At 41.9% G+C, this 26,979-nt stretch carries 17 protein-coding genes and 4 pseudogenes; 13 read left to right on the top strand and 8 right to left on the bottom strand.

The annotated features are described in order from the left end of the window. Window positions 1-732 carry a CvpA family protein gene (locus GT348_RS02005; protein ID WP_160618294.1) on the bottom strand — a complete coding sequence of 244 codons (732 nt, stop codon included), beginning with the start codon at window positions 730-732 and terminating at the stop codon, window positions 1-3. A 64-nt stretch (window positions 733-796) separates the two neighbouring features. Next, window positions 797-1,093 (bottom strand): hypothetical protein, encoded by a 297-nt coding sequence (locus GT348_RS02000; protein WP_160618293.1) that lies wholly within the window; start codon window positions 1,091-1,093, stop codon window positions 797-799. Window positions 1,094-1,268: 175 nt separating this feature from the next. Here GT348_RS02000 and GT348_RS01995 point away from each other — a divergent pair, with 175 nt between their 5' ends. Genes GT348_RS01995 through GT348_RS01985 form a run of 3 tightly spaced genes read left to right on the top strand, consistent with a single transcriptional unit; the run spans window position 1,269 to window position 3,678 of the window. After that, window positions 1,269-1,961: a hypothetical protein gene (locus tag GT348_RS01995; protein ID WP_160618292.1), complete on the top strand. Its 693-nt coding sequence runs from the start codon at window positions 1,269-1,271 to the stop codon at window positions 1,959-1,961. A 26-nt stretch (window positions 1,962-1,987) separates the two neighbouring features. Next, on the top strand, window positions 1,988-2,695 hold the full coding sequence (locus tag GT348_RS01990) for a POTRA domain-containing protein (RefSeq protein ID WP_160618291.1): 708 nt from the start codon (window positions 1,988-1,990) through the stop codon (window positions 2,693-2,695). Further along, window positions 2,674-3,678 carry a ShlB/FhaC/HecB family hemolysin secretion/activation protein gene (locus tag GT348_RS01985; protein WP_160618290.1) on the top strand — a complete coding sequence of 335 codons (1,005 nt, stop codon included), beginning with the start codon at window positions 2,674-2,676 and terminating at the stop codon, window positions 3,676-3,678. Before GT348_RS01990 ends, GT348_RS01985 begins: the two co-directional genes overlap by 22 nt. A gap of 65 nt (window positions 3,679-3,743) precedes the next feature. On the opposite strand, the gene hemA is transcribed toward GT348_RS01985, so the two are convergent. Next, complete coding sequence (gene hemA, locus GT348_RS01980) at window positions 3,744-4,949, bottom strand: 5-aminolevulinate synthase (protein WP_160618289.1); 1,206 nt, start codon at window positions 4,947-4,949, stop codon at window positions 3,744-3,746. 304 nt (window positions 4,950-5,253) lie between these two features. Between hemA and GT348_RS01975 the strand changes: the two genes are divergently transcribed. Beyond that, window positions 5,254-6,471 (top strand): MFS transporter, encoded by a 1,218-nt coding sequence (locus GT348_RS01975; RefSeq protein ID WP_160618288.1) that lies wholly within the window; start codon window positions 5,254-5,256, stop codon window positions 6,469-6,471. Between the two features lies 1 nt (window position 6,472). On the opposite strand, the gene GT348_RS01970 is transcribed toward GT348_RS01975, so the two are convergent. After that, complete coding sequence (locus GT348_RS01970) at window positions 6,473-8,083, bottom strand: NAD(P)/FAD-dependent oxidoreductase (protein ID WP_160618287.1); 1,611 nt, start codon at window positions 8,081-8,083, stop codon at window positions 6,473-6,475. A 131-nt stretch (window positions 8,084-8,214) separates the two neighbouring features. Between GT348_RS01970 and GT348_RS01965 the strand changes: the two genes are divergently transcribed. The 6 genes and pseudogenes from GT348_RS01965 to GT348_RS01940 all read left to right on the top strand — a co-directional run bounded on the left by GT348_RS01965 (window position 8,215) and on the right by GT348_RS01940 (window position 17,232). Continuing rightward, on the top strand, window positions 8,215-9,267 hold the full coding sequence (locus tag GT348_RS01965; RefSeq protein WP_160618286.1) for a cation diffusion facilitator family transporter: 1,053 nt from the start codon (window positions 8,215-8,217) through the stop codon (window positions 9,265-9,267). 20 nt (window positions 9,268-9,287) lie between these two features. Continuing rightward, window positions 9,288-10,205 (top strand): cation diffusion facilitator family transporter, encoded by a 918-nt coding sequence (locus GT348_RS01960; protein ID WP_160618285.1) that lies wholly within the window; start codon window positions 9,288-9,290, stop codon window positions 10,203-10,205. Between the two features lie 129 nt (window positions 10,206-10,334). Then, window positions 10,335-11,677 (top strand): annotated as a pseudogene (locus tag GT348_RS01955) (GntT/GntP/DsdX family permease). Between the two features lie 11 nt (window positions 11,678-11,688). Beyond that, window positions 11,689-13,151: pseudogene (locus tag GT348_RS01950) on the top strand (carbohydrate porin). Between the two features lie 104 nt (window positions 13,152-13,255). Then, window positions 13,256-15,409: a TonB-dependent receptor gene (locus GT348_RS01945; protein ID WP_236646551.1), complete on the top strand. Its 2,154-nt coding sequence runs from the start codon at window positions 13,256-13,258 to the stop codon at window positions 15,407-15,409. 1,514 nt (window positions 15,410-16,923) lie between these two features. Further along, complete coding sequence (locus GT348_RS01940) at window positions 16,924-17,232, top strand: hypothetical protein (RefSeq protein ID WP_160618284.1); 309 nt, start codon at window positions 16,924-16,926, stop codon at window positions 17,230-17,232. 74 nt (window positions 17,233-17,306) lie between these two features. On the opposite strand, the gene GT348_RS01935 is transcribed toward GT348_RS01940, so the two are convergent. Beyond that, window positions 17,307-18,389, bottom strand: a complete 1,083-nt coding sequence (locus tag GT348_RS01935; protein WP_201740056.1) for a WD40 repeat domain-containing protein — start codon at window positions 18,387-18,389, stop codon at window positions 17,307-17,309. Further along, a complete protein-coding gene (locus GT348_RS01930) occupies window positions 18,386-19,363 on the bottom strand; it encodes a CobW family GTP-binding protein (RefSeq protein WP_160619401.1) in 978 nt (325 codons plus the stop codon). Before GT348_RS01930 ends, GT348_RS01935 begins: the two co-directional genes overlap by 4 nt. A 1,540-nt stretch (window positions 19,364-20,903) precedes the next feature. Here GT348_RS01930 and tauD point away from each other — a divergent pair. Then, a pseudogene (tauD, locus tag GT348_RS01925) lies at window positions 20,904-21,877 on the top strand (taurine dioxygenase). Window positions 21,878-22,020: 143 nt separating this feature from the next. Next, window positions 22,021-23,231, top strand: a pseudogene (locus GT348_RS01920) (amino acid permease); the annotation flags it as partial. 23 nt (window positions 23,232-23,254) lie between these two features. Here the strand turns inward: GT348_RS01920 and GT348_RS01915 are convergent. Next, window positions 23,255-24,217, bottom strand: coding sequence for a sugar-binding transcriptional regulator (locus GT348_RS01915; protein ID WP_160618283.1), 963 nt, complete (start codon window positions 24,215-24,217; stop codon window positions 23,255-23,257). A gap of 97 nt (window positions 24,218-24,314) precedes the next feature. Beyond that, on the bottom strand, window positions 24,315-24,764 hold the full coding sequence (gene rpiB / locus GT348_RS01910) for a ribose 5-phosphate isomerase B (RefSeq protein ID WP_160618282.1): 450 nt from the start codon (window positions 24,762-24,764) through the stop codon (window positions 24,315-24,317). Window positions 24,765-25,135: 371 nt separating this feature from the next. Here rpiB and dhaL point away from each other — a divergent pair, with 371 nt between their 5' ends. Continuing rightward, a complete protein-coding gene (gene dhaL, locus GT348_RS01905; protein ID WP_201740055.1) occupies window positions 25,136-26,908 on the top strand; it encodes a dihydroxyacetone kinase subunit DhaL in 1,773 nt (590 codons plus the stop codon). Window positions 26,909-26,979 lie beyond the last annotated feature (71 nt).

The raw sequence follows: 26,979 nt of genomic DNA, 5'->3' as shown, positions 1-26,979 counted from the left end.
TCAATGGCTATTTGTGTTCGGTAAAGCAAGATAGGATTCCAAAGAAGGTGGAACATATCCTTGTAAAATTTGCACCCCTTTCATCAGATAAGGGGCAAAATTGCTCTCTTCTGTAACAGATTGTAACCAGCTAGATGAAATCCAACTGGCAACCATGCAGGCTATAACCATTAAGGCGTAACCTCTGATGAATCCGAATACAAACCCCAATAATGTATCGACACCGCGTGATAACACACTTCTTGCCATATAAGATAATCGCTCAACTAATGCATTAAGCAAAATCATCCCAAGCATAAAAATCGCTATTCTTACTCCCCAAAGAGCGACTTCTGAATTTTGAAAATTAGCCGGCAGAGAAGGATTAACCCAGGCTAAGGCTGCGTTACTCGATCGGAAAGAGAGCCATAATGCTCCGATCCAAACAAGCACACCTGTTATTTCTTTAGCCCCACCCCGAAGCAGACCCCAAAGAGCCGAAACCCCAACTAAAACCAGACAGGCTATGTCAAATGAGGTTAAATGATGGGCTAAACCTGCCGGATAATGACCACTTATAGAGTCAGGAATAGCAATATTATTGGCCGAGGCTGCATGATCTCCCCCCGTAAATGATTCCGAAGGGAATGATCCTGAAGAGTTAGGTGCCAGATCGCCTGGGGGCGTGGTTGTACTGCTCCCAGAGGAGACGCCATCAGCCATATGAGATGTTGAAGCAGCGTCTTCGTCCATAATATGACCCTTTTATATAAATATAACCTAACAACTACTCAGCACAAATTTCGGAAAAAAATTCTTAAGGTAATTTTGTCGACCGATAGGGTCCGCCTTTACGGGCCCGTATACCGCGCTTCAAAAGCGTCTCAGATAAAAGGATGCGTTGAGACATTTCCTCCCAAACATCTTGCTCCGAGATACCGTGTTGAACCCATAATGTTTCTATTGCTTTCAAGAAAACAGCACTTTCCTGCACCAGGCTCTTAGGATCATTACGCAGATAGGCAAGTAAGCAATTAGAGGCATAGCCCACTAAATCATCAACCATATTGCGTGGCGAATCTTTTGACAGAAAATCGGGGTTCATATCGGCCATAAAAAATGATGCAATCTATTCAACGATTAAGCAAGAGACACACGTTACAAAATTAGTGATCGGGTAAGAGTTTATCAATAACTTTGTGACAGATTTCGCCTGGTTTCGCCCCAATTTATTTTTACCTTCACTATTTCACAAAACGCTTACATAAGCCTGTCATAGAGTTGTTTTGATGCGATCTTCTCTTATGCTCTCAAAACGCCATTTTTTCCTCATGGGAACATTTTGCTTTCTTTGCATTATGCAAAGTAACGCTAATGCCCAGCGTGCTGCTGGCTACGCTGCGGGAGCCCGTAGTTCGACAACAAGTAATACAATGCTTGATAATGTGGTGGGAAATCGTCAGTCACCAATCAAGACTCAAACAAAAGTAACAGGTGCTCACTATCACATCACTGAAAATGGCAATGTAATTGCCCCTAACGGTCTGGTGGTAAATGCAGGTTGTTTACGTAACAGCGATGGAACTACTCCCAAGCAGGGGAAGTATCGGTTTGACTTTACTGCTCAAAAGAAAAATTTTGAGACCGTCATAATTGGTGTTAGCGACCAGCCACGCATTAGTTCAGAACCGCTTGGGCATAAAGATGAGCATACTGACCATAGAGCAACTTTAAATGCCTCTTTTGGTCCAACAAATTTTTATGTTGTGCCGCGTCCTTGTATTAACAGCAAACTCAATGACCGTTCTCTAACAATGGATGCAGCCGCTTCCTTAGCCTCTGCTAATGGAAATGCTTTTGCCTTAGCTGGCAACCGGGATGACGTTATAGAGGCTGATACAGCTCATATTTTGCCCAACGGAGATATCGAACTCGTTAGTACGCCTCCTTATGGTCCAACTGATGTGCGTGTGGCACCGTGATATTTATAAAGCATTTGAGGCATTTAATGCCTAAAGCAGCAATAAAAAGAGGCTTTCTTTTGTGGCTAGGGCATTTGCTCGCTTTAGCCCCGTTACATAATGGCTTTGCTGCCGATAGCCAGAAAAAAATAGCCGTTCCTTACCTTAATAAGATTATTTTTGAGCCACTAAAAATAAAGGGGGTGTTAGATAAGGATTATATTTTATCTGACTCTTTAAAGAATTTAACGCATTCAACCAAATTAAAGAAAATTCTTTTGCCTTATATAGGCCATCCACTGACATTTGATCAGTTAAATGAACTGACAAGCACCGTGGGGATTTTTTTACGCAAACATAATCACGCTTTTATTGATGTTAGTGTTCCACCACAAATTATTCACAAAGGTATTTTGCACATTACTTTGTTAGAATATCGCCTTGGTTCAATAACGGTCCATGATAATCAGTGGAGCCCACGCTGGACTATTAAACGTGATAGTGGGCTATCTCCAGGTGAACATCTAAAATTAAGAACATTGCAAACTGATCTTAATTGGATCAATCGAAATCCTTTTCATACTGTTGATATGGTCTCTAGACCAAGTGTCAAACCAGGATATACTGATATTGATTTACGTGTAGCAGACCGTTTTCCTGTTTATGGTTATGCTGCCTATAATAACCAGGGAGATCCAACAACAGGCCGCTTAAATTGGTATGTAGGAGCCTCATGGGCAATGCCTTTAACTTAGGGCAAATTTTAACTTATCAATTTAATCGTTCTGTATCAGGTCTTTCTAATAATCATGCTGCCAGTTGGACAATTCCCTTAATTGGGCGTAACGCCATTCAGATTTACGGCACATACTCTCATACTAACCCTGTGCCCAATGAACCTAATATGAAAAATAAGGGCGAAAGCGGCCAAGCCTCTATCAGGTGGCTTCATATGATCAACCACATTACCTTAGGGCAAAATTTCGGTCTTGATGGTACTCTTCAGATTGGTTTTGACTGGAAGACCACGAACTCTGACGAATATAAACCCTATATGCCCATTTCTCAGCGCCATGCTAATATTTCAAATGCTGATACAAATCAGTTTGTTATAGGATATGATGGTTCTGTACAGGACCCATGGGGACAAACGAAGCTTAATAACCAGTTTTATTATAGTCCCGGCGGCCTGACGCATTATGATAACAAAAAAGACTATAGGTCAATTGTTGAACATTCTGGCCCCAATTACGTTTATGACCGCCTCATGCTCACGCGGTCATTTTCTTTACCATGGGGTTTATCCACTACAACCAAAGTAACATTTCAGCGTGCTTCAAAAAACCTGCTTTATAGCGAGCAACTCGCAACAGGTGGCATGAGCAATGCAAGAGGGTATTTTGTTAATACATCATTTGGCAGTAATGCCAACAGCTTTAGCCAAGAGTTATTTTTACCACAATTTTCATTGGCTAAATTAACGTCCTTCCCTACTTTGGAAGATAGCAATAAGCTGGGTTTTTTCTGGGATTGGGCAGATAATAGACAGGTCAAAAGAATTGGCGACGGGCCGAGAGCTGCCACACTCTCTTCAGTTGGAATAGACGTAAATAGCACAATCAACCAATATCTTAATATAACTTATGACGTAGGCTGGCGTCTAAGACGGGTTCACACAACAGCCTTTGCAGCCCGTAAAGGCGCATTTTGTGACTTTCAGATTGTGGCAGGATTTTAAAAATAATGGCGCTTAAGATGACCTCTTAAACGCCATTTAATATGGTTTTACCTTAGTCGCTAAACCTATGCAGCATATTCAAGCTTATAGTCTTTCCACAAAGTAGATAAGGCTTGTACGACTGCCTCAATATCAGCCTCACTATGTAAAGGCCCCGGCGTTAAGCGTAAACGCTCTGTACCTCTTGGCACGGTGGGGTAATTAATAGGCTGAATATAATGGCCAAACCGCTTGAGTAAATCGTCAGACAAGGCACGGCAAAGCTTTGCATCTCCCACCATAACAGGAACGATATGACTGGGGTTCATAATATAGGGAATACGGGCCTGCCCTAATTTCTGCCGCAATAATGCAACAGCTTTTTTCTGGCCATCTCTTTCAGTGCTGCTCTTTTTTAAATGCTTTACACTGGCCAATACACCTGCTGCAATCATGGGAGGTAGTGAGGTAGAAAAAATAAAGCCAGATCCAAAAGAACGCACAAAATCACATAAAGGTGCAGAAGCTGCTATATATCCACCGACAACACCAAAAGCTTTTCCTAATGTGCCTTCAATAACTGTAAGACGATGTTCAAGCCCTAATTCCTGTGCCATGCCTCCCCCTTGAGAGCCATACATACCCACGGCATGAACCTCATCAAGATATGTCATAGCTCCATATTGATCAGCCAAATCACAAATCGCTTCAATGGGTGCTACGTCTCCATCCATTGAATAGACTGATTCAAAGGCTATAATTTTGGGAACATCCAAAGGTATCTCTTTAAGATGACGTTCGAGATCTTCTAAATCATTATGGCGAAAAATTCTTTTTTCTGCTCGAGAATGGCGAATACCTTCGATCATAGATGCATGATTCAGCGCATCAGAAAGAACAACACAATCTTTAATACGGGCAGCAATTGTACCAAGCGTTACCCAATTTGAGAGGTAGCCTGAGTTAAAAAGCAATGCGCTTTCTTTCCCATGCAAACTGGCCAGCTCCGTTTCAAGAGCCACGTGATAATGATTTGTGCCCGAAATATTGCGCGTGCCACCTGCCCCCGCACCAGTTTCATCTAATGCTTTGTGCATAGCCGCAAGAACATCAGGCTGCTGTCCCATTGCGAGATAATCATTAGAACACCAGATTGTAACTTCACGACCTATCCCGTGATGAAAAGCACGGGGGAACTGGCCTGCTTTTCTTTCCAATTCAGCAAAATAACGATAGCTGCCATCGGCATGCAGGCCATCAAGGGCCTTTTGAAACAGAGCATCATAATCCATAAATATTACTCTCCTTGCCCCTGCTCTATGTGGTGCTTTGTAAGCCGGCCCTTAAAGTATGTGAGAGGAGCATAGTGCAATCTTTGCTTATATAAACGATATTTAAACCTATCTCTTAAGTACTTCTTTTTCAAGAAGTCCCAGATGAAGTCCGTATTTTTTCATAAACTACTCATCGCATTTTTTATAAAAAATATACTCTAAATATTATACCAAACAGATATTTTTGTTCTCAAATGATCATAGCAATGATAGGTCATTTCAACCTTAATAACGATCTCTGCTCAAAGGCTCTTATCACTGCATGAATGCTGCATCATCCTCTACAGCCAGGCCAGGTTTCAAAGCCTTAATACCTTACTGGCAGGTCACATTTGCTGCTTTTATGGGGTGGTTTTTAGATGGGTTTGATCAAACAAGCTTCATGTTCACCCTGCCAGATATCGCACGTGACTTTGGCTGTACAATTTCTATGCTGGGTGGTGTTCTTTTTGGCCAGGCCGTGGGCCGCTTTATAGGCAATACAGCGTGGGGTTGGCTTGCCGATCGTTACGGACGAAAGCCTGCTTTTATGCTCGGCGTTATTTGGTTTGCTATTTTCTCCGCCTTAACGGGATTTTCTCACTCTATATACACTCTTTTTATTATCCAATTTCTCTTTGGCATTGGTTTTGGCGGTGAGTGGACTGCCTCAGCTGCTTTATTAATGGAGACTGTACCAGAAGCATCACGCCCTCTGGCCTCAGCTCTCATGATGTCTGGTTATGAATTAGGTTATTTTGCAGCGGCAGGTGCTCAGGCACTTATTTTACCTCACTTTGGCTGGCGTATTCTCTTTTTCATTGGCATTCTTCCTGCTCTTTTATCCATATTCATTCGTATAGGCGTGAAAGAAAGCCCAATATGGCTTGAGCAACGTGCTCTTCAACAGAAAAAAACTGTTTCTAAAACACGATTTTCCTGGAGCGGGGCTGCTCTACAGGCCATTATTCTTATGAGCTTTTTAGAATTTCAAAAAGCAGCTATTTATACTTTTTATCCCACTATTTTACGTGACTCTCATCACTTATCACCCCAAGCCATATTCTGGCCTATCATGCTTTATTGCATTGGATCTTTTAGCGGAAAGATTTTTTGCGGAAAACTGGCCGAATATTTTGGCGAAAGTAGGGTAATGATTGGGGCGATTTTAATTGTGATGTGCGCAATTTGGCCCTTTTTATGCGTGCAGGACTGGAATTTATTGCTTATTTCAGCCTTTATTATGGGCGCTGCGGCTTCAGGTATTTTTGCCCTCATACCGCATTATCTGGCCCAACGCTTCCCCTCTGCCCAAAGAAGTTTTGGTATGGGACTAAGCTATGCGCTGGGATCTTTAGGCCAGGGTCTGGCAGGCAAAATCGTGCCTTTTTTTGGAGCGACAGCTGCGACTCTTCCTCTTTCAGCCGTGGCTTTCGTGCTAGGGTCTAGCGTGCTGACAGCCGCCAGTGCCATTTTCAAACCCAAGCTCCCCAAATTCTAGGCTAGAGACTTGCAGCCAACCACTCAGCAGCTCTGATGCCATCAATAGCCGCTGAGAGGATTCCTCCTGCATAGCCAGCACCTTCCCCAGCAGGAAAAAGGCCCCGCACATTAAGGCTTTGACCTGTTTTATCTCTTGTAATCCGTATAGGAGAAGACGTGCGTGTTTCTACCCCCGTCATAACGGCTTCATCCATCGTGAAACCTTTAATTTTACGGTCAAAAAGGGGTAAGGCTTCTTTTATGCTCTCAGTAACAAAATCAGGCAGACAAAGCCTTAAATCGGTTGGCGTAACACCTGGCTGATATGAAGGCACAACCCTTCCCAAATTTGTTGAGGCCCGCCCGGCAAGAAAATCTCCAACAGTTTGGGCTGGCGCTTTGTAATTTCCACCCCCGGCCTGAAAGGCAGCTTTTTCCCATTTACGCTGAAAAGCAATTGCAGCCAGAACGTCATCTTTGGGGAAGTCTATCTCAGGTTTTACTTCAACCACAATGCCGCTATTCGCATTGCGCTCAGCCCTTGAATATTGGCTCATGCCGTTTGTGACAACCTGCCCCTCTTCTGAAGTCGCTGCCACAACCTGACCACCCGGACACATACAAAATGAATAAACACCCCGCCCTGTAGATGCATGATGGACCAACTTATAATCTGCCGCTCCCAATAATTTATGCCCAGCCTGTGCTCCAAAGCGCGCAACATCAATCAAAGACTGCGGATGCTCAATTCTCACCCCAATTGAAAAAGGTTTGGCCTGCATTGAAACACCCAAGGCATGAAGCACCTCAAAACTATCTCTAGCAGAATGTCCCACTGCTAAAATCACACGCTCAGCAGCTAATATTTCGCCTGTTGAAAGATGAAGTGCTTTTATCTTGCGAGAAGCACCCTCACCCTGGAGTTCAAAACCATCTACGCGGGTTTCGAAACGATACTCACCACCCAAAGCTTCGATTTGTGCACGAAGAGATTGCACAACTGTTACTAAGCGAAATGTACCTATATGAGGCTTAGACAGCATTAAAATCTCTTCAGGCGCCCCTGCTTTGACAAATTCTTCTAGTACTTTACGTCCTAAATGTCTGGGATCAGATATTCCTGAATAAAGCTTTCCATCTGAAAAAGTTCCCGCTCCGCCTTCGCCAAATTGCACATTACTTTCAGCGGTAAAAAGGGACTTACGCCACAGCGCAAATGTATCAACCGTACGCGATCTCACATCGCGTCCCCGTTCTAAAATTATGGGCTTAAGCCCTGCCTGAGCCAAAGTCAGTGCCGCAAGAAGCCCACAGGGACCTGCCCCTATAACAACCGGCCTTGTTCTAATCTCTGCTTTAGGAAGCTGCGGAGGAGCCCAACTCATATCAGGCGTGATATTAACGTGAGCATCTTCTTTAAAACGATTTAAAAGAGTCTCTTCGTTTTTTACCTTACAATCTATCGTATAAACAAAATGAATATCGCCCCTTTTACGAGCATCGTGCCCGCGGCGAAAAATATGAAATTCTTCCAAATCCTGACTATCAATCCCCAAACGTTCGAGGATGGCGGTTTTTAGTGCCTCGGAAGAATGATCTAAAACTAAACGGAGATTGGTTAAGCGAAGCACTGAAAACTCTTTATCTTTTAAACGTTTTTGAGGGATAATAATCTTTATGAGGCTTTATTTTATAATAATCTCGCTGGTGTAAACAGTTTTTTCTTACCTCGAACCACCTTCTTAGAGTATCACCCTATTTTATGAGCCATCATTCACACTCTAAAGACCATAATCACCATCACGGACATGACCATCATGCTCATGATGAGCATAGTCACGAAGGCCATCATCATGGTGGCTTTGGACATCATCATGTTCATGCTCCCGATTCTTTCGGAGCTGTGTTCGCAATAGGTATTGCGCTTAATTCTGCCTATGTCATAGCAGAAACCATATGGGGTGTTTGGGCTCATTCACTTTCGCTTCTTGCTGATGCAGGGCATAATCTTTCTGATATTTTAGGACTGGCAGCCGCTTGGTTTGCCCAGATTTTAGCTAAGCGTGCTCCTTCAGGCCGATTCACCTATGGCTTGAAACGCGCCACGATTTTAACGGCTCTAGGTAATGCTGTTATTTTGCTTTTAGTGACTGGCGGTATTGTATGGGAGGCGATTTTACATCTTATCACCCCTGACACTGTTCATGGCCCAACCGTTAGTCTGGTTGCTTTTATCGGTATTATTGTTAACGGCCTTACAGCCTGGCTGTTTGTAAAAGGGTCTAAACACGATCTTAATATGCGCGGGGCCTTTTTGCATATGGCATCGGATGCCGTAATGGCCTTGAGTGTCGTGATTGCTGGTTTTGCCATTTCCTGGACAGGCTTTAACATTATCGATCCTATTGTGAGCCTGATTGTTTCCTTTGCCATTATTTGGGCAACTTGGTCACTTTTAACACAATCGCTTAATCTCGCCCTTGATGGTGTTCCCGCTTCCATTAACACCGAAGAGGTGGCAAATGCGCTAAAGGAACTGCCTGAAATTGCTGATCTTCACCACCTCCATATATGGCCAATGAGCACGACTGAAACAGCATTGACGGTTCATATTGTGCCAGAGACGATCGTACCTGAACCATCTGCCCACCAGCTCATTAAACAAACACGCCAGATTATTAATCAGGCCAATGAACTGCTTAGAAAACGCTTTGCAATTCAGCACCCAACCTTCCAAATAGAAGACAGGACACCGCATTGCCTCAATGAAAATTGTGAGCCCTTAAATGAAACTCACCATAGCCATTCTCATTAAATTGACGTTTTAAACCCATAATGACACCTCTTCGCCAAAATATTGCACGTTTATCTATTCTTATTAGCCTCATTGTTCTGGCCATAAAATATAGCGCCTATTATGTTTCTCACTCTAGCGCTCTGTTAGCCGACGCCATTGAAACAATTCTTAATGTCATCGCAGCCATTGGCACGCTGTGGGCAGTTAATATTGCCGCTCAGCCAGCTGATGAGAACCATCCTTACGGGCATGGCAAAGCCGAATATTTATGGGCCATTATTGAAGGTATATTGGTTGTCTTAACAGCAATCGGTATTTTCTTAATTGCCTGTTATGATTTTTTACATCCCAGTTCTCTTAAAGAGCCATTTATTGGTGTTTTTCTGAATGCGTTTGCAGGTATGGTCAATTTTATCTGGGCACGCATCATGATCATAATTGGCCGCAAATATGATTCACAGGCCTTATTATCTGCCGGGGCACATGTTCAGTCCGATGTGTGGGCAAGTCTGGCTCTTGTGATTGGTGTCTCTCTCATACCGCTTTTACACTGGCTCTGGATTGATCCCCTTCTATCAATTCTGGTTGCCCTCAATGTCCTCTGGACAGGCTTTGGCATGATGCGTCATTCGATGAAAGGCCTTATGGATGAAGCCCCTGCGCCTGAACTTATAGAAAAAGTTTTTAAGATTATCACAGAAAAAGGTGAAGGCGCTCTTGAGGCACATGATTTAAGAATGCGCAAAGTTGGAGCGCTTTATTTTGTGGAGTTCCATCTTGTTGTTGACGACCACATGTCAATTACCGAAGCACATGATATATGCGACCACATTGAATCAGCTATTCGAAAATATCTAGGCTCAGCGTCTATTCATATTCATGTTGAACCAGAAAAAATTGCTAAAGAAGAGCATCTTTCAGGACATAAGCACCGTAATGTGCTCACCTTATCTTAAGATAACGTCGACATAATTTAACCTGTTACAATTATACTATAATTTTATTTTAAAATTATTTTAAGGCCAAAGTAATATTCTGCCAAAATTTCTTTCATTCCCGAAAGTTATTTTGAAGGATTATTCTGGGTGAGTACTTTTTTCGCTATCCTCTTAGTGACGGCAGCTATTTTAGCACTCGTTATCTGTATTAGTCGTTTTAAAATAAATCCTTTTATCGTCCTTTTTACTGTTTCCATTGCCCTAGCTCTTCTAGCCGGTATGCCTGCCGAGAAGGTCATTGGTTCTTTTGAAGACGGTGTCGGACATGTGCTCGGGCATGTGGGCCCCGTAATCGCACTAGGCACAATGCTTGGCAAAATGCTCACTGAATCAGGCGGGCTGACTGTATTGCGCTTACAATCTCGCAAATTGCCGGAAGAAAACGCATTGACTGGGCAATGATGGTTATAGGCCTGTTAGTTGGTTTGCCGGTCTTTTTTGAGATCGGGTTTGTTTTACTGATTCCACTTGCTTATGTTTTGGCTGCCCGCACTGAAACACCATTATTACGTGTAGCCCTTCCAATGGGGGCTGCCCTCTCAGTAACGCACGGATTGCTTCCACCTCACCCAGCCACACTTTTAGCCCTATCAGCCTATAATGCCGATATGGGAAAAACAATTATGTTTGGTATTCTCATAGGCACCCCCGTAGCAATAATTGCGGGGCCTCTTTTTGGCAGATTTGCGGCGGCTCGTGTTCCCCTAACGGGGCATAATGCTATGGCTGATTTGTTTGTTAAATCAGAACCCACCAAGAAATTGCCCGGTTTTTTTATCACTGTTTTTACGATTATGCTGCCGGTAATTTTAATGCTTATCGGTTCAACTGCTAATCTTGTCAGCCCACCACATAGTAAAATAAATTCTACTCTTCATTTTATTGGCAATACAGATATTGCCCTTGGCGTTGCGACTATTCTTTCTTTTTATGTTTTAGGAACAGCACGTGGCTTTTCAAGAGAGACAATTTTACGCTTTACCAATGAAAGCTTAGCTCCAACAGCCCTTATTATGTTACTTGTAGGTGCCGGTGGTGGTTTTGGGCGCGTTTTGATTGATAGTGGCGTTTCTCACGCCATTACAGAAACGGCTTTGGGCTATCATATGCCACTTCTTATTTTAGGGTGGTTACTTGCCGTCATTGTCCGCCTTGCATCGGGTTCTGCCACTGTCGCAACGGCCACAGCTGCCAGTATTATGGGGCCAATTTTAGCCCATAGCACAAATGTCTCACCCGAATTAATGGTCATTGCAACTGGTGCAGGATCTGTAGCCTTTGGCCCTATGAATGATGCCGGGTTTTGGCAAATCAAAGAATATTTGGGCCTTACTGTAACACAAACCCTTAAAACCTGGTCGGTTCTGGAAACCTTGATTGCTGTTTTTGGTTTAATTTTCTGCCTGCTGGCGTCTCTTATTATAAGCTGAAACTAAATTTTATGATTATTCCATATTTTAGTTTCCCGAAAATTTTACACTGGAAAAGCAAAGCTTTTCTGACGGCTTTGCTCCTAAGCATCATCCCCTATAGCTATGGCCAAACGCAGGATCCTGTCACTGAAATTTCTTTTGCAAAAACTGTGACATCATCCCCCATTTCTGAAAAACCTGCCCCTTCGAGCGTCCCTTCTTTTTCTCATCCTGAAGCCTTGTTACCCAATCCGGTTACGCGATGGCTTCGTAAACAGGGTATTAATTTTCTACTAGACAATACCAATGAATTTGCGGGCGCCATCACTCCACCCACCAAAGGAAGTAAACTTTTCGAAAATTATAAACAGGGTTCAAGCAATGCAGGTCAATATTCAATGCAACTTGATGCAGACTGGGAAAAACTGGCAGGACTAAAAGGCTTTGCAACCCATATGGTCACTGTAGGGCGCTATGGCACAACAGCTAATCGCATGTTTGGTGACTGGATGAATCATTCATCAGAAGATTATGGAGGTGGAGGCAATGTTGTTGTCCATCTTGTTTATGCCTATGGAGAAGAAACTGTTTTAAATGGCAAATTAGCCATTGCAGCAGGACGCATGGCTGAACTTTCAGATTTTGCTGCCAGTCCGCTTTTTTGTAATTTTCAAAATAATAGTTTTTGCGGTCGTCCCAAAGCCATTACAGAAACAAATTATGTTGCTGGATACCCTGCCGCTACATGGGGCTGCGCGTTCGTGGTCGCCCTGTAGATCATATATATATTCAGGCTGGTCTCTACCCCATTGAAGATGGGATCTACAGGGTAGTCCAGCACCGAACAGGCTTTAAATTTAATGGCGCCAATATCATTGGCTATGCCGTCCCGTTAGAAGCCGCATGGGAACCCAGCTTTGCTCACGGTACATTGCCAGGCCATTATAAAATAGGTGGACAGGCTTTTAGGACAAATAGCCCTGATACTTATTATGACGACCATCACAATCCTTATGTTGAAACAGGACGCCCACAGAAAGTGCATGGTGTTTCATGGTCTGTCTGGGCTATGTTTGACCAGCGTTTTCTTACATACAAAGCTAAAGATAGCGGCCTGACAGGCCTATGGGGAGCCATTTATAATGACCCCCGAATATCTCTGCGCGAATATGAAGTTTATGGAGCCATCCTCAGTCGGGGCATGTTTTATTCAAGACCACATGATACATTTGGACTTGGCTTTAGTTACACAAAAATTGCCCCCGGCGTTATACGTTCGGAACGCTTATTAAAGGCTAATAATAAAACCCTGCCTTACCATGCTACGGGCATTCAATATCGCACTATGATTTTGGAAGTTAATTACTCTATTCATGTCATGCGTGGTGTCTTTTTCACCCCACTTTTTGAATATTACTTCCACCCTAATGGGCAACATAATCTTCGTGATGCCGCAATGCTCGGCTTTAAAAGCCACGTTCAGATTTTCTAGAAATAATTTTGATAGCGAAATTTTTATTATATTTAACTATCCTTTAAATTACGGCTTCTGCTATCTTCCCGTTCTATGTGTCCACTGCTCTAGATTATGGGAGATTGGTTATTTTTTCCTCTCGCTTTAAACCACTCAGACCTTTTTCCCTCAGGTCTTCTTATTTTTGGCCAACATTTTTTTTCGGGCTTGTCACACCAACCTTTTCTTATGGAGAAGGACTGAAAAATTCTACGCGCGAAGAGCACATTATCGTTAAGGCAGGTACACCATCGCGTGTACAGTTTCCTTCTTCCTCTGGCGCAACGTCTTATCATTTGACATCAAAAGATATTGAGGCTCTTCCACAGGGTGAAAATGCTGCTTTTAGTCAGGTTATGTTACGCATGCCCGGAGTGGTGCAGGATGGTCACGGTGAAGTTCACGTAAGGGGTGAGCATAGTAATTTAACGTACCGTATAAATGGCGTTATGCTCCCAGAAAGCTTGCAGGGTTTTGGACAAGAGCTTGATACACGTATTGTACAGTCATTCAATTTATTAACAGGTACATTACCTGCTCAATATGGCCTGCGCACGGCTGGTATTGTTGATATTACTACCAAAAAAGGCACAGCCCTTAATCATAATGAACTCTCTCTTTATGGAGGTAGCTACAACACCATAATCCCGTCTCTACAGTTAGGTGGAACAAGAGAAAAGTTGGATTATTTTATTAGTCTTTCCTATAACCACAACACAATTGGTATTGAAAACCCTACTCCATCTTTTCGACCTATTCATGATCTAACGCAACAGGCCAAGGGATTTTCTTACTTAAGCTGGCATCTAAATGACCTTAATCGCCTGACGCTTATTACCAGCGTCTCTTACGGTGATTTCCATTTACCTAACACCCCCAATCTTGAGCCTGCCTACCCTTTGGAAGGACATGATTGGAGCAAACACGATCTTAATTCGCGCTACCTTAAAGACCGCCAAAATGAGCAAAATTATTACAGCATTCTCTCTTATCAATATGAAGGAGAGAATTTACAATTCCAGCTCTCACCTTATTTTCGCTATGGACGCATAGCTTATGACCCCGATAATGTTCGTGACCTCATTTATCAGGGTGTAGCACAAAAGCAGATTAACGATTTCACAACTGGGGGCATGCAAGCTGACTTTAGCTTAGATATTGCAACTGATCATATTTTGCGTTTCGGCCTTTTAGGCCGCTATACAGACGAAAAACTTGATACAAACACGCTTCTTTTTCCAATTGATGAAAATGAAAGACCAATCTCGTCAAAGCCACGTCGTATAATTGATAATTCTGGAAATTGGGCAGCAGAAACGAGTGCCTATATTCAGGACGAGTTCCGTATTACACGCACTTTGACCCTGAATTATGGTTTACGTTACGACAATTTTGCCTCTTCTTTTAAAAATGATAATCAGCTCAGCCCCCGCGCCAATATTGTGTGGAAACCAAACCGCAAAATTTCCTTCCATATTGGCTATGCGCGCTATTTCACCCCGCCTTCGCCGCAATATCTTTCTTCTAGATCTATTGATCTTTACGAAAACACAACTAATGCACCTGAAACACATAAGAATGACAAAATCAAAGTAGAGAAATCCCACTATATTGATGCAGGTTTCATTATTACGCCTACACGCACTTTAGAAATAAGCGTCGATGCCTTTAGCAAATGGGCCCATAATCTTCTTGATTCTGGACAATTCGGCCAAGCCATTATTTTGACCCCCTTTAACTATCGCCGCGCTCATGTTTATGGTAGCGAGGCTGGCATTTCCTGGCATTCTGGGCCGTGGCGCGTTTTTGGCAATTTTTCCTATGTGAAAACATTTGGCCGTGACATTAATTCAGCTCAATATCACTTTGACCAAGAAGAGCTTGATTACGCTAAAAGACGCGGTGTTACCCTCGACCACCAGGGAAAATATACAGCCAGCGCCGGACTTGCATGGCAAACAAAACGCCAACTTGCTTATATAGATTTCCTATACGGAAATGGCTTAAGAAGGGGCTTTGCCAATTTAGGAAAACAATCTCCTTACGACATTTTCAATATTGGCTACCAATATAGTTTTCTGCACTTAGTGAAGGACCATACAATCAAAGCACGTATGGATGTCGTAAATCTTTTTGATAAAAAATATGCTCTTCATGACGGTAGTGGCATCGGCATTTACCAAGCGCAATATGGACAGAGGCGCGGTACATATTTTTCAGTTATAGGAGAATTTTAAATATGTAACCTTTAAAATAAACTATGATCTCCATCTGCTTTAAAATATAGAGAAAACACTTTTTAAGGATTCATCTAAACAACTTTGCTTGAAAAGTGTTTTCTCTATATTTTTCTGTATTCTATTAACCTTAAAAGTAGGGCTTTTGTGACATCGTAAAAGATTTATAATCCCTCTAGAACTGTTATGTTATGACTTTCAGGACCAAACCGCTTTCAGCCCCAAATTACTGAAGCACATGTCAGATATAAAAAAATTGAGTATCAGGACTGCTTCTTAAACCCAAACAAAAGCGTGTTTTTCTGAGACAAATTTATCTATATTTGATTTTTCGTTTCATAAAAACAATAAAAAATCATTGCTAAAATTAGTGTGCATTTTATTCTATTACTTTCACGATCTGATTAAATTATGCATCAAGTTGCTTTTTTTGTAATATGGTGATACAGGTAATATTAAAAATTATCCCCTTTAAGGCCAAGATCCTCTACTATAAGAGATGTAAAAATATAATAATATTTATATTTTATCCAAAAAAATTTAGTCATTATTAGAAAATTAATTTGAATCCACTTATATTTTCTGCAATCAGAAGAGTATTTACTTAAAAAGTATACTCTAACAAAATTTTGTCTAGGAACATATATTTTAATTTTGTTCTAACTAAAATATACTTTCATAAATTAATACGCCATATAAACCCATCATATGCAAAATTTTTTAATTATTCATTAATAAATATCTAAAGTGAACTGAACCACATTAATAATTAAAGTTTATAACTTCCGAGTAAAAGAATCATAAGACACAAAAAACTTTTTATATATAGGGTTATATTTAGCTTTCGCTTCAATTTTCCTTTAGAATAAAATATTACGTAAAAGAAAATCTTGACTTACATAAATTATTGGGAGTAAACAAAAAGAGCAGGCTGTAGCGGAACTAGCACTCCAAGCAGCCCCAATTTGGTTGACTAAACAAGGAATCAGTCAATGCCCGTCCTTACTGATAGCGCGTCTGCTCGCGCTAAATCAAAATCTTCTACCCCATTAAATTCAGTAAAACTATATAACACACCTACACTATTCTTCTATTTGTGCAATATTCTGGCAATGTTTCATCAAATAGAGGGTCTCTCGGCTTTGCTTTCGTCTTTTAAACAAAAGGAATTTAAAAGACTAAGTTATTGCTCACCTAGCAGGAGCGGTGCCTAACAGGCGATAGTGCCAGGTAGTTGTTATATGCCTTAGTTCAGCTGTAAGAGGAGTTATGGTAGTTCTTAACTTTTTTTATAGCTGGGACGGCCCTGTTTATATTTAAGAAACTTTTGAATAATATAAAAAAATGACCTTATGTTTAATTTTTTAGCTGTTAAAATGATTTTATTAGGTGAAAAATAATATTTGATGTGCTCAAATATTATGGACACATATTTTACTATAAGACGGACCATAGCAGACTAGCACTCTGCCATGGTCCTAACCAATTGACTAAAAAACAAGGAAATCAGTCAAATGGCTAAGTGTACTGATAGCACGTCCTCTTGGAATAAATCTAGTATTGCTCAGGCTCTAGAAACCCCAGATTTGGGCAATAAAATTTTGGGATTACTTCAGTGGGTACGCAACGAAATTACTGAATATCAAGACAACCCTCAAATTGATATAGATGATTTGAAGCTCTTAGAAAATGCCATTCTGCATATAACCGAAAAATTCGAGAAGAACTTACCTAAATCTGTCCCAGATCCACAGGAGGACTTGGACATATTCCAGTCTGAATCTTTCATCACCATTAATAACTTTAGTTTTTCTACTTTTTAGCTTTTTAAGTAGAAATGAGGGATTTTATAATTGAAAGGGGCAAAGTAAATTTCCCCTTTCATAAAGGCAAAATTTTAATTTTTTGCCGTTAGATCTACAACTCCCAAATAACCTTCTTCTGTCCCAAAAACCAACGTCCCACCTTTTGGCGAAAAACACAGAGACGTGACCGCACCGCGCTCAATACCTCCACTTTTTTTGCCACGACAGATAGGAAGAGCACGCTGATCTTCTCCTCCAATTTCAGCTAAGACTACTGTGCCATCTTCATAGCCAATAGCCACAATATCATCACAAGGATGTGCTGCTACAACTGAACTGAAAAGTCCTGGCAATCTTGCGAGCTCTAAAGGAGGCTTTCCCATTGGCCCATTTCCAAAAAATGGCCACAAGACCGCCGCGTCGGCTCCTGATGTGGCAAGCCAACGTCCCTTTTTAGTAAAAGCCATTGAACGCACCTGGCGAGGATAACCGCTCATGCGCATATTATGCCCATCAGAAAGGCGCCATCCATGCAGCTCATTTTCCTGCATAGAGGTCACAATAGCTTCACCTTCAGGATGGATGGCAAGACCGATATGACTTCCTTTCCAGTCCAAAGATCGTGCTGAGCTTTCTTTAGCTTTTACAAACCATAATGACACACCGTTATAATGTGAAGCTGCAAGCCGCAAGCCTTTATGGTCAAAAGCTAGCCCCGTAACGGTTGAAGGATGTTCAAATGATTTTAAATCCTCTTTGCCAGCGGCATCACGCAATTTAACGTCTTTTTTAACCGAAAAAGCGTAGTGCTTTGGTGTACTAACAACAGATTCAATCCAGCCTTTACCTTCATAAACTATATTACGATCGCCATCTGCTGTTACACGGATCAGAGAGCCATCTTCTCCGCCACTTAAAAAACTGTCACCCTCGCATCCCTGGCTCAAACAAAGACCACCATCATGCACAGAAATGAGTTGCCACTTGGCAGTATCACGCAAATCCTGGTGCTTTAGAAGGATCATGTCTCCATCTGATGTCAGGGCAGCTATGGCTTTGCCATCGCGTGAAATTTGCACCCCTATAATGGGACCTTCAAATTGTTTCTCTGCCCCGCGAGTTGCAAAAATTTCGTGACTCAAAGGGTTGTTATGAGAAGATGATGGAGTACTCATTGAGCAACGCAACTTTCAAAGCCACGACGCAAACGCGGTCTATTAAGATTACGGCCAATGAAAACAATACGTGACTCTGTGGCTTCGGCAGGATCTTTTGCCTCACCGATAAAGTCGCCATCAGCCATCATATGCACAGCCTGAAAAGCAAAACGCCTTTTTTCTCCTTTAAAATGAAGTATTCCTTTTGCCCGCAAGATATCAGGACCCTGCTGCTGCAAAATGGTTCCGATCCATTCCTGAAAACGCTGCTCATCAAGAGGTTCTTTTACAGCAAAAGAAACGCTGGTTATATTTTCTTCATGATGGTGATGATCACTCTCTAAAAAGTCAGGCATCGTGGAGAGTGCGCGTTTAAGGTCAAAACCTCCCTTATCAAGAACATCTGTAAGGGTAGCCTGACCCCGCTCAACCTTATGAATTTGCGCCACAGCATTGATAGAGCGAATTTTTTGGATAATCTCTGCTTGCTGAGTTTCGTCAACCAAATCACATTTATTAAGAATTATAACATCGGCAAATGCAAGCTGATGCACTGCCTCTGGGCTTTCTTTTATCGTTTGCAGAACATTATAAGCATCAACTACTGTAATAACTGCATCTAGCCGTGCTTTTTGTCGAACAGTTTCATCTACAAAAAAAGTTTGCGCTACAGGAGCAGGATCGGCCAAACCTGTTGTTTCAACGATAATACCATCAAAGCGGCCACGTTTACGAAGAAGTCTGGTCAAAATACGGATTAAATCACCACGAACTGTGCAACAAATGCACCCGTTATTCATCTCGAAAACTTCTTCATCGGCATCAACGACCAAGTCATTATCAATACCTAATTCGCCAAACTCATTTACAACAACTGCATATTTTCGGCCGTGATCAGTCGTGAGAATATGATTTAGTAAGGTCGTTTTACCAGCACCTAAAAACCCGGTAAGCACGGTTACTGGCACAGTATCAGGGGTCTCATTTTGCATTTCTGGGACAGTCACTAAAAGCTCTCCTCTATAAATTTTTATATCAGCTTTAAGTAAGAATAAGCCTTTATGGGAGATTGTGTCACTGGTTTGTATAAATTTTTACCAATCACAATATTCTTGTCTTTTTTTGTTAGTATTTATGAATAATTGTTGCGTTATAAAGCTTTAATCAAAAATAAAAGTACCTCATTAAATTATTTTTTGCTGAAATAGAAAGGATAATACCCGATCACAAAAGATATTTATTTTTCTTTTTTATTACAAAGATTTCTTTTTTTTAAAATTAGGCACATTACATTTTTCAAACATAGGGCCTTGTCCTATTTTTTATTCTATATTTTAGAATAAAAACTTGAACCATTTAATATTAAATTTTTTTACCCTTATATTAAGGGTAGCTTTCTCACTTACAAAATCACAGCTACGATTTACTTGTAAGATCTGAAAAATATATCCTCACGTTACCTAACCTAATCCACCTGCACCTGGAGGACAAACTAGAGTCTTTTCATGATATGAAACAAAAATTACAATCAGAAAAATTCTAAATTTATAATTTTATTTAGAAAGCAATTATATTTTCAATACACTCTTTTATCTGAATAAAGAAACCAAATTTAGCAGTAAAAATATTACGCAATTTGTTCTTAAGAACGACATCTAAGATGACATGTTACAATTGAAACGCCGATTCTTGATTTGATGAAATATAAATTACTGAGCCATATATATATATGAAGATATAGAAGGATAAGTCTTTATTCTGCTCGTACCACATAATGATTATGCAAAATTTAGCTTTACATCATTTATTACCAGACAATAGATACGCATAGCTGCCCAAAGGAAATATGCGCAAGCTGCGTCACCTTACTAAAGCACATTACAATAAGGGAAACTGATCTATTTTATCGCTGCCACATTAGCACCCTTATTTTTACTGGAATTATGGTAGCTCGCAGCGTTGAAAGCAAAGTTCATTAATTTAGAATGTTAGAGATCACCCTGCAAATAGGTTAAATGCGCTTGTGAGATTTTAAACCGTATCCAGCCCCGCAAAATAAATATTCACACTGGCTAAAAGCGCCAAAGTTGAGTGTCACAATATAAAATTACTAGAATTCACGAGTTTTTCTTATCTCTAAATGAGACACCACAATAAATAAGTCGAATTTTAAAATTACAAAATAACGCTATTTAACCAACGTTATAATTTTGGCGGAACATGAAATAATTATGCTAAATATTGCCTCATTGATTGTTAGCTTTCTTCCACGCGACAGAAAAATGACTCTGTGTACAGCCTTAAAATAACCTTTTTTATATTATCCCCGACCATCCTGATAAAAATTGTTACGACACCGCGGCAGGAAAGCGCATCTGAGCATGAAAATTAGAACGTTATTTCCTAAATAACATAATTAAATAGTTATATATAAAATATATATAAATTTAATCGTTAAATTATTGACTCACACTCATATTAGATAACTAATAAAGATAATAACTGCTCAAACCCGCTAAGGACTTATTTCTCATGCTTCCTTCTAATGCCCAAAATTTGGCAGAATTTTCAGAATCTTACACTTTTAGCCACAATAATGAAAATTTAACTAAAAATTATCGTGATTTGAAATTTTATTCTTTTGGTCATCAAAATTGGCACATTGAACGACTTTCACCACAAATAGGGGCAATTATTCATGGCATTGACATGAATGCCAGTTTGTCTGCGCAAACCATAGAAGAGCTTACACAGCTTTTGCATCGTCACCAGGTTTTATTTATGCGCAAACAAAATTTAACGCCGCATCAACATCGTGATTTTGCGCGTGCTTTTGGTTCCTTACACCTGCACCCTGTATTTCCAACTGTGCCAGACGTACCAGAAGCAATTATTTTAGACACAGCTCTGAATGACCTTAAAGATAACGCTTTATGGCACACAGATGTGACCTTTAGTGAAACACCACCTTTAGGCGCTATTTTGGTTGCACGTCACCTTCCACCTCTTGGTGGTGATACATTATGGGCCAGTGCTTCAGGCGCTTATGATGCCCTATCCCCTTATATGAAAGAGCACCTCAATAATCTCACAGCCTTGCATGATATTACGCGCTCTTTTCCCATATCACGCTTTGGCAGAACCGAAGAAGAACGTAAGAAATGGCTCGAAAACCGAGCTAATCATCCCCCAGTCGAGCATCCAGTTATCCGCATCCACCCGAGACAGGACAACGGGCGCTTTTTGTTAATGAGGGATTTACGACTGAAATTTGCGGTGTAGAACCAGAAGAAAGTCAGGCACTTCTTGCTTTTCTTTTTCAGCACATAAAAAGACCAGAATTTCATATACGTTGGTCTTGGCAAGAGGGAGATGTTGCTTTTTGGGACAATCGCATTACACAACATTATGCAGTTGACGATTACCGCCCTCATCATCGTATCATGCATCGTATTACGATTTTAGGTGATCGACCATTCGGCCCAAAAGGTTTTGCTCATTCATGACAGGCTCACCAGAAGCTAGCACCCACAGTAAGAATTCTGAAAAGCACCGCGTTATTAAGTCTCATCGTCATAAATTAGCTAATTGGCATGTTTCCATGATTTCAGTTGGAGGCGTAATCGGGGCTGGATTATTTGTGGGTACATCGGCAACAATTGCCGCAGCTGGCCCTGCTGTATTACTGTCTTATCTCGGAGCAGGGTTTATTGTCTGGTTCGTCATGATGACCATGGGAGAACTCAGCGCTTATTATAATATACGCGGCTCTTTCATTTCCCATATTTCAAAAACTTTGGGAAAGCGCTGTGGCTTTGTGTCAGGATGGAGCTATATATTTTTATGGGTTGTTACAGCCGGGGCTCAGGCTGTTGCTGGAGGAATGATCTTAAATGATCTCTTTAACATAACCCTCTTATTGGTTCTTTGGGACTCATTGTCCTTGCCTTATTGCTCAATGCGCTTCCTGTCCGCCTTTATGGGCAAAGTGAAGCGCTTCTCTCTGTTCTAAAGTTATTGACCCTGGCCCTCTTTATGGGCATCGCCCTTTATTGGGTATGGCATCAGACTAACGCAAAAGCTCAAATTACAAGCCATTTATTTGATCATGGTGGCCTCGTACCCTTTGGTATATGGTCTGTCTTTACCGTCATCCCCATGATTATTCAGACCTTCACAGGATGCGAAATTGCTTTTGTTGCCTCTCCTGAAAGCACTGATCCAAAAGATAACATTAAACAGGCCGTTAACCGCATACCTTTCATAATTCTTATTTTTTATGTTGGCTCTATATTAGCTATCCTTTGTTTACATCCCTGGACAGATATCATTTCTGGACACTCGCCTTTTTTACTCGTCATGCGCTCTTTAAGTGTCCCCTTTGCACAAACCATCGTTATAATCATGACATTAATGGCTATCATTTCGTGCTTAAATTCATCAAAATATATCGTATCGCGCGTTTTACGTGAACTTTCTGAGCTTGGCTGTGCCCCCGCTCAATTAAATCAATCAACACGCCATAACGTGCCCATCACTGCTTTGATTTTAAGCACATCGCTAGAAATTATTATTATTTTAATTGCCTCATTTTCCCCCTCACGAGGTTATGCAATTTTACTAGGAGCCTCAGGGAACCTTATTATTTTTAGTTACTTTATGGCATCTCTATCACGCTCATCTTTAAGCAAATATATAGCCCGCCCTCTTATGTCATTTTTAGCGAGAATTTCTGTCCTGTTTATGGGAGGATTACTGGTCATTCTGCCTTTCTCATCCTCCACAAGATTAGAAGGCATTATCGCTCTGTGTCTGATCGCGTCTCTGAGTGTTGCAAGCCTGAAATTATCACGTAATTAAAAGAGTAAGAATGACCTAGTGACTTAAGTTTCTAGGCCAAGCAAGGCTTTGGCTATCGTTTCTGTCGTTGCTAATGTTGTTATGGTTTTGGTGCGTAGAGCTGCTAAAATAGCTACGAGTTTTGAACTTTCACTCGCAATGGCAACAACATTAGGAATACGGCGCAATTCATCCAGAGCCAGACCAATCACGCGGCCTTGCATAGCGACGTCTGCAGGACATCCATCAAGTGTGATGAAATCATAGCCCATCATATCTCCGACAGTGCCGGCTAATTTTGCTTCTGCCACTTCCTGAGGTGAAAACCACCCCATGCGAACCATATTACTATCTTCGCTTACATCCCCAATACCAATTAGCGCCATATCGGCGCGTCTGGCACGGTGTAACGTACGTTGCACAATGTCATTTTTCATCAAAGCACGTCTCAGCTCAGCATCCGCAACCAGGGCAGGCGCGTAAAGTGTTTCACTCCGCCCTCCAAACCGCTCAGCAAGACGGCGGCATATATGATCAGAACTCATATATTCACCAGCTCTGGTATATTCCCCGGCCCGTGCCGACCCTCCAATAGCTGACACGAATGTAATAGCACGCGCCACCGGCATCCCAACCTGCTCAGCTATTGCAGCAACGTTACGCCCCATGCCAACAGCTACAATCATATCATCAGCTAAAACGCTTTCTAAGTAATCAGCCAAAAGGGCTGCAACTCCACCTCTTTGTGCTTCGGGGTCACGTTGATCAATGGCTGTTAAGAGACGTTTAATGCCAAAACGGCGCTTAAATTCCTGCTCCAACTCTGCAGCCGCTGCGGGGCGAGCGCGCACTCTAATATCAACAATACCTTCTTCACGAGCACGTTTAAGAAGCTTACTGATGGTCGGACGAGACAGTGAAAATCTTTGGGATAATTCTTCTTGAGTTACATTTTCAAGATAATAAAGAGCTGCAATTTCTGTGAGCTGATCGGGTTGAAATTCCACTCTATTACCCCGCCTTACTTCACTATAAACACGTCCCCCCTCTCCTTGGCCCTGGACAGGCCGAGGAGTAGAAGAATCCGTGCGTGAACGTGCCTTATTAGTCAGAAACTAGTCCCTCATAATACTGAATCCGCTCGACTTTTTCTGCCGAAGGTCCACCACTAAAATCGGAAGAAAGGTAAGCTTGTACAATCATTTTGGCAAGTTCTGGTCCCACAACACGTGCCCCAATCGTAATAATTTGGGCATTGTTACTCTTCATGGCCCGTTCTGCCGAATAAGTATCGTGCGTTTGTGCTGCCCTTATACCAGGCACTTTATTGGCACTAACAGCAACTCCTATACCTGTTCCGCAAAGGAGCACAGCTCTATCATGTTCCCCTGCTTTGACGGCCTTGGCGACTGTCACAGCAATATCGGGATATAAAACTGTCTGCCCTTCGTGAGTGCCATAGTCAGTCACATTGTGACCTGCCTCTTCAACAAATTTTTTGATGATGTTTTTTAAGTCTGTTGCGGCTTCATCGCAGCCAATAGCGATTCTCATCTTATGCTCCCTCGTAAATCCGCTTTGTCATGCAAACCCAGCAGCAGACGCCTCTTTTTTAACATTTAGACGTCATACGCCGTTTGCCTGAGACACTATATTTGCGCCAGCTTTTGCACAAAAGCAAATTAATTGGAACATAAGACAAAGCCAATTTTTCTGAATTTAATTTGTTTTATGCCAAATATCACGCTTAAGTGATGTGAAGATCTCATATTTATATGCATAAACTGCATTTAGAGACTTTCTAACAATGGAAAATTTGTCATTCAAACTAAACAAAAGTTCCATTCAGGAGAGCATTAAGCCACGACCTATCGGTTAAGAGGCGCCGAATAGAAGTGAGCTGTATGAGGACAAAGGACACTTTAATGAGTAACACTGATTCAAAATCACGAGCTATCCCTAAGCTTGATCGGATCTTCAACAATCCAGATCATATTGTTGAAGATGGCCTCCGCGGTTATTTGCTCGCACATCCCAATATTATTGCCGCAACGGATAATCCACGCGTTGTTAAACGCCGTGAAGGTAGTCCTGTACGTAAAGTTGGCATTATTACGGGAGGAGGGTCTGGCCACGAACCAGCATTTCTTGGCTATGTAGGTAAAGGGTTGCTTGATGCCGCCGCCATAGGAGAGATTTTCTCTTCCCCCACGGCTGCAAGCTTTCTTGATGCGATGCGTAGCGCTGATATGGGAGCCGGTGTTGCTTGCTTATTTGGCAATTATGCTGGCGATATGATGAATGTCCGTCTTGCCGTCAATGATGCCGCTAAAGAAGGTATTACCGTTGGCACTGTCGTCGCAAATGATGACGTCGCCTCTGCCCCCAAAAGTGAGATAGCACGCCGGCGTGGTGTAGCAGGCGAAATCCTCATGTGGAAAGCAGGAGGAGCCCGCGCTGAAGAAGGTGGTTCTTTAGAAGAGGTTCTAGCAGCAGCCCAAAAGGCCATTGACAATACGCGCTCGATTGGTGTTGGCCTCTCACCTTGCACAATCGTCGCTAATGGTCATCCTAATTTCAAAATTGATACCGGCACAATGGAAGTTGGCATCGGTCATCATGGAGAGCCTGGAGTTGAAGTTCGCCCCCTAGCACGCTCTCGCGAAATTGCCCGTATGATGGCTGAGCATGTCTTAAATGATCTACCTTTTCAGAAAGACGATAATGTTGCTGTCCTACTCTCAGGACTAGGCGCAACCCCCATTATTGAACTTTATGTGCTCTTTGCTGATATCGCAGATATCATGAAAGAAAAGGGCATTCATGTTTGTCACAGCTTTGTAGGAAACTACTTTACCTCTCTCGAAATGAAGGGCGTCACATTAACAGTCATGAAGCTTGATGAAGAGCTTGATCGCTTAATGGCGCACCCTACACATTCTATTGGCTTAACCCGCATAGGCACATTTTATACCCCTCTTCACAAAGAAGCCCCTGTAATCATGCGTTCGTTACAGGCTGAAATTGAAAAAACAGTTTCGCTTGAAAAATACAGCGCTGTATCAGGGATCCCCCTGAACAAAACACATAATGTTGTGCCTACTCTAATTGAAGCCATCATCAATGCGCGCGAATGGCTGAGTGAAATAGATGGCAAAATTGGCGATGGTGATCATGGTATTAACATGGCCAAAGGCTTTGAACGCTGCCGTGAAAGATTAGGTGATAACCCACCTTCTTTAAAAGAAGCCCTGGAGATTTTGTCAGATTCACTTCTGGCAGGGATTGGCGGTTCAATGGGACCACTTTATGGGCGTTTCTTTACTGGAATGGCACAGCCACTTTCTCACACAGATTATATCGATACCAAAATATTTGGTCTCATGCTTGACGGGGCAGAAGCTGGCATCCGCTCTTTAGGTAATGCCGATATAGGCGACAAAACCCTTATGGATACGCTTGTACCTGCCGTGAGAGCCTGCCATGAATCAGAGCAACAAAGCCTACAAGAATGCTTAAAGTCTGTTTCTGAGGCCGCAGAAAAAGGCAGAGATTCAACAATTGATCTCGTCGCTCGCATTGGGCGTGCCAGCCGGCTTGGTGAACGCTCACGTGGGGTGCTTGATGCAGGTGCAACGTCATGTTGTCTCATATTGCAAACCATGGTGCATAGCCTCGCCGCACTCGATGAATCCTGAGTTGAACAATGCTTGATAGCTCTTTTTTGTAGCAATATTTCTCTTCACCACATGCTCCATTATCGAACATG

It is taken from the genome of Aristophania vespae (assembly GCF_009906835.1).
Classification (GTDB): Bacteria; Pseudomonadota; Alphaproteobacteria; order Acetobacterales; family Acetobacteraceae; genus Aristophania; species Aristophania vespae.
The sequence above is the reverse complement of the archived record's forward strand: the minus strand, read 5'-3'. Positions and strand labels throughout refer to the sequence as shown.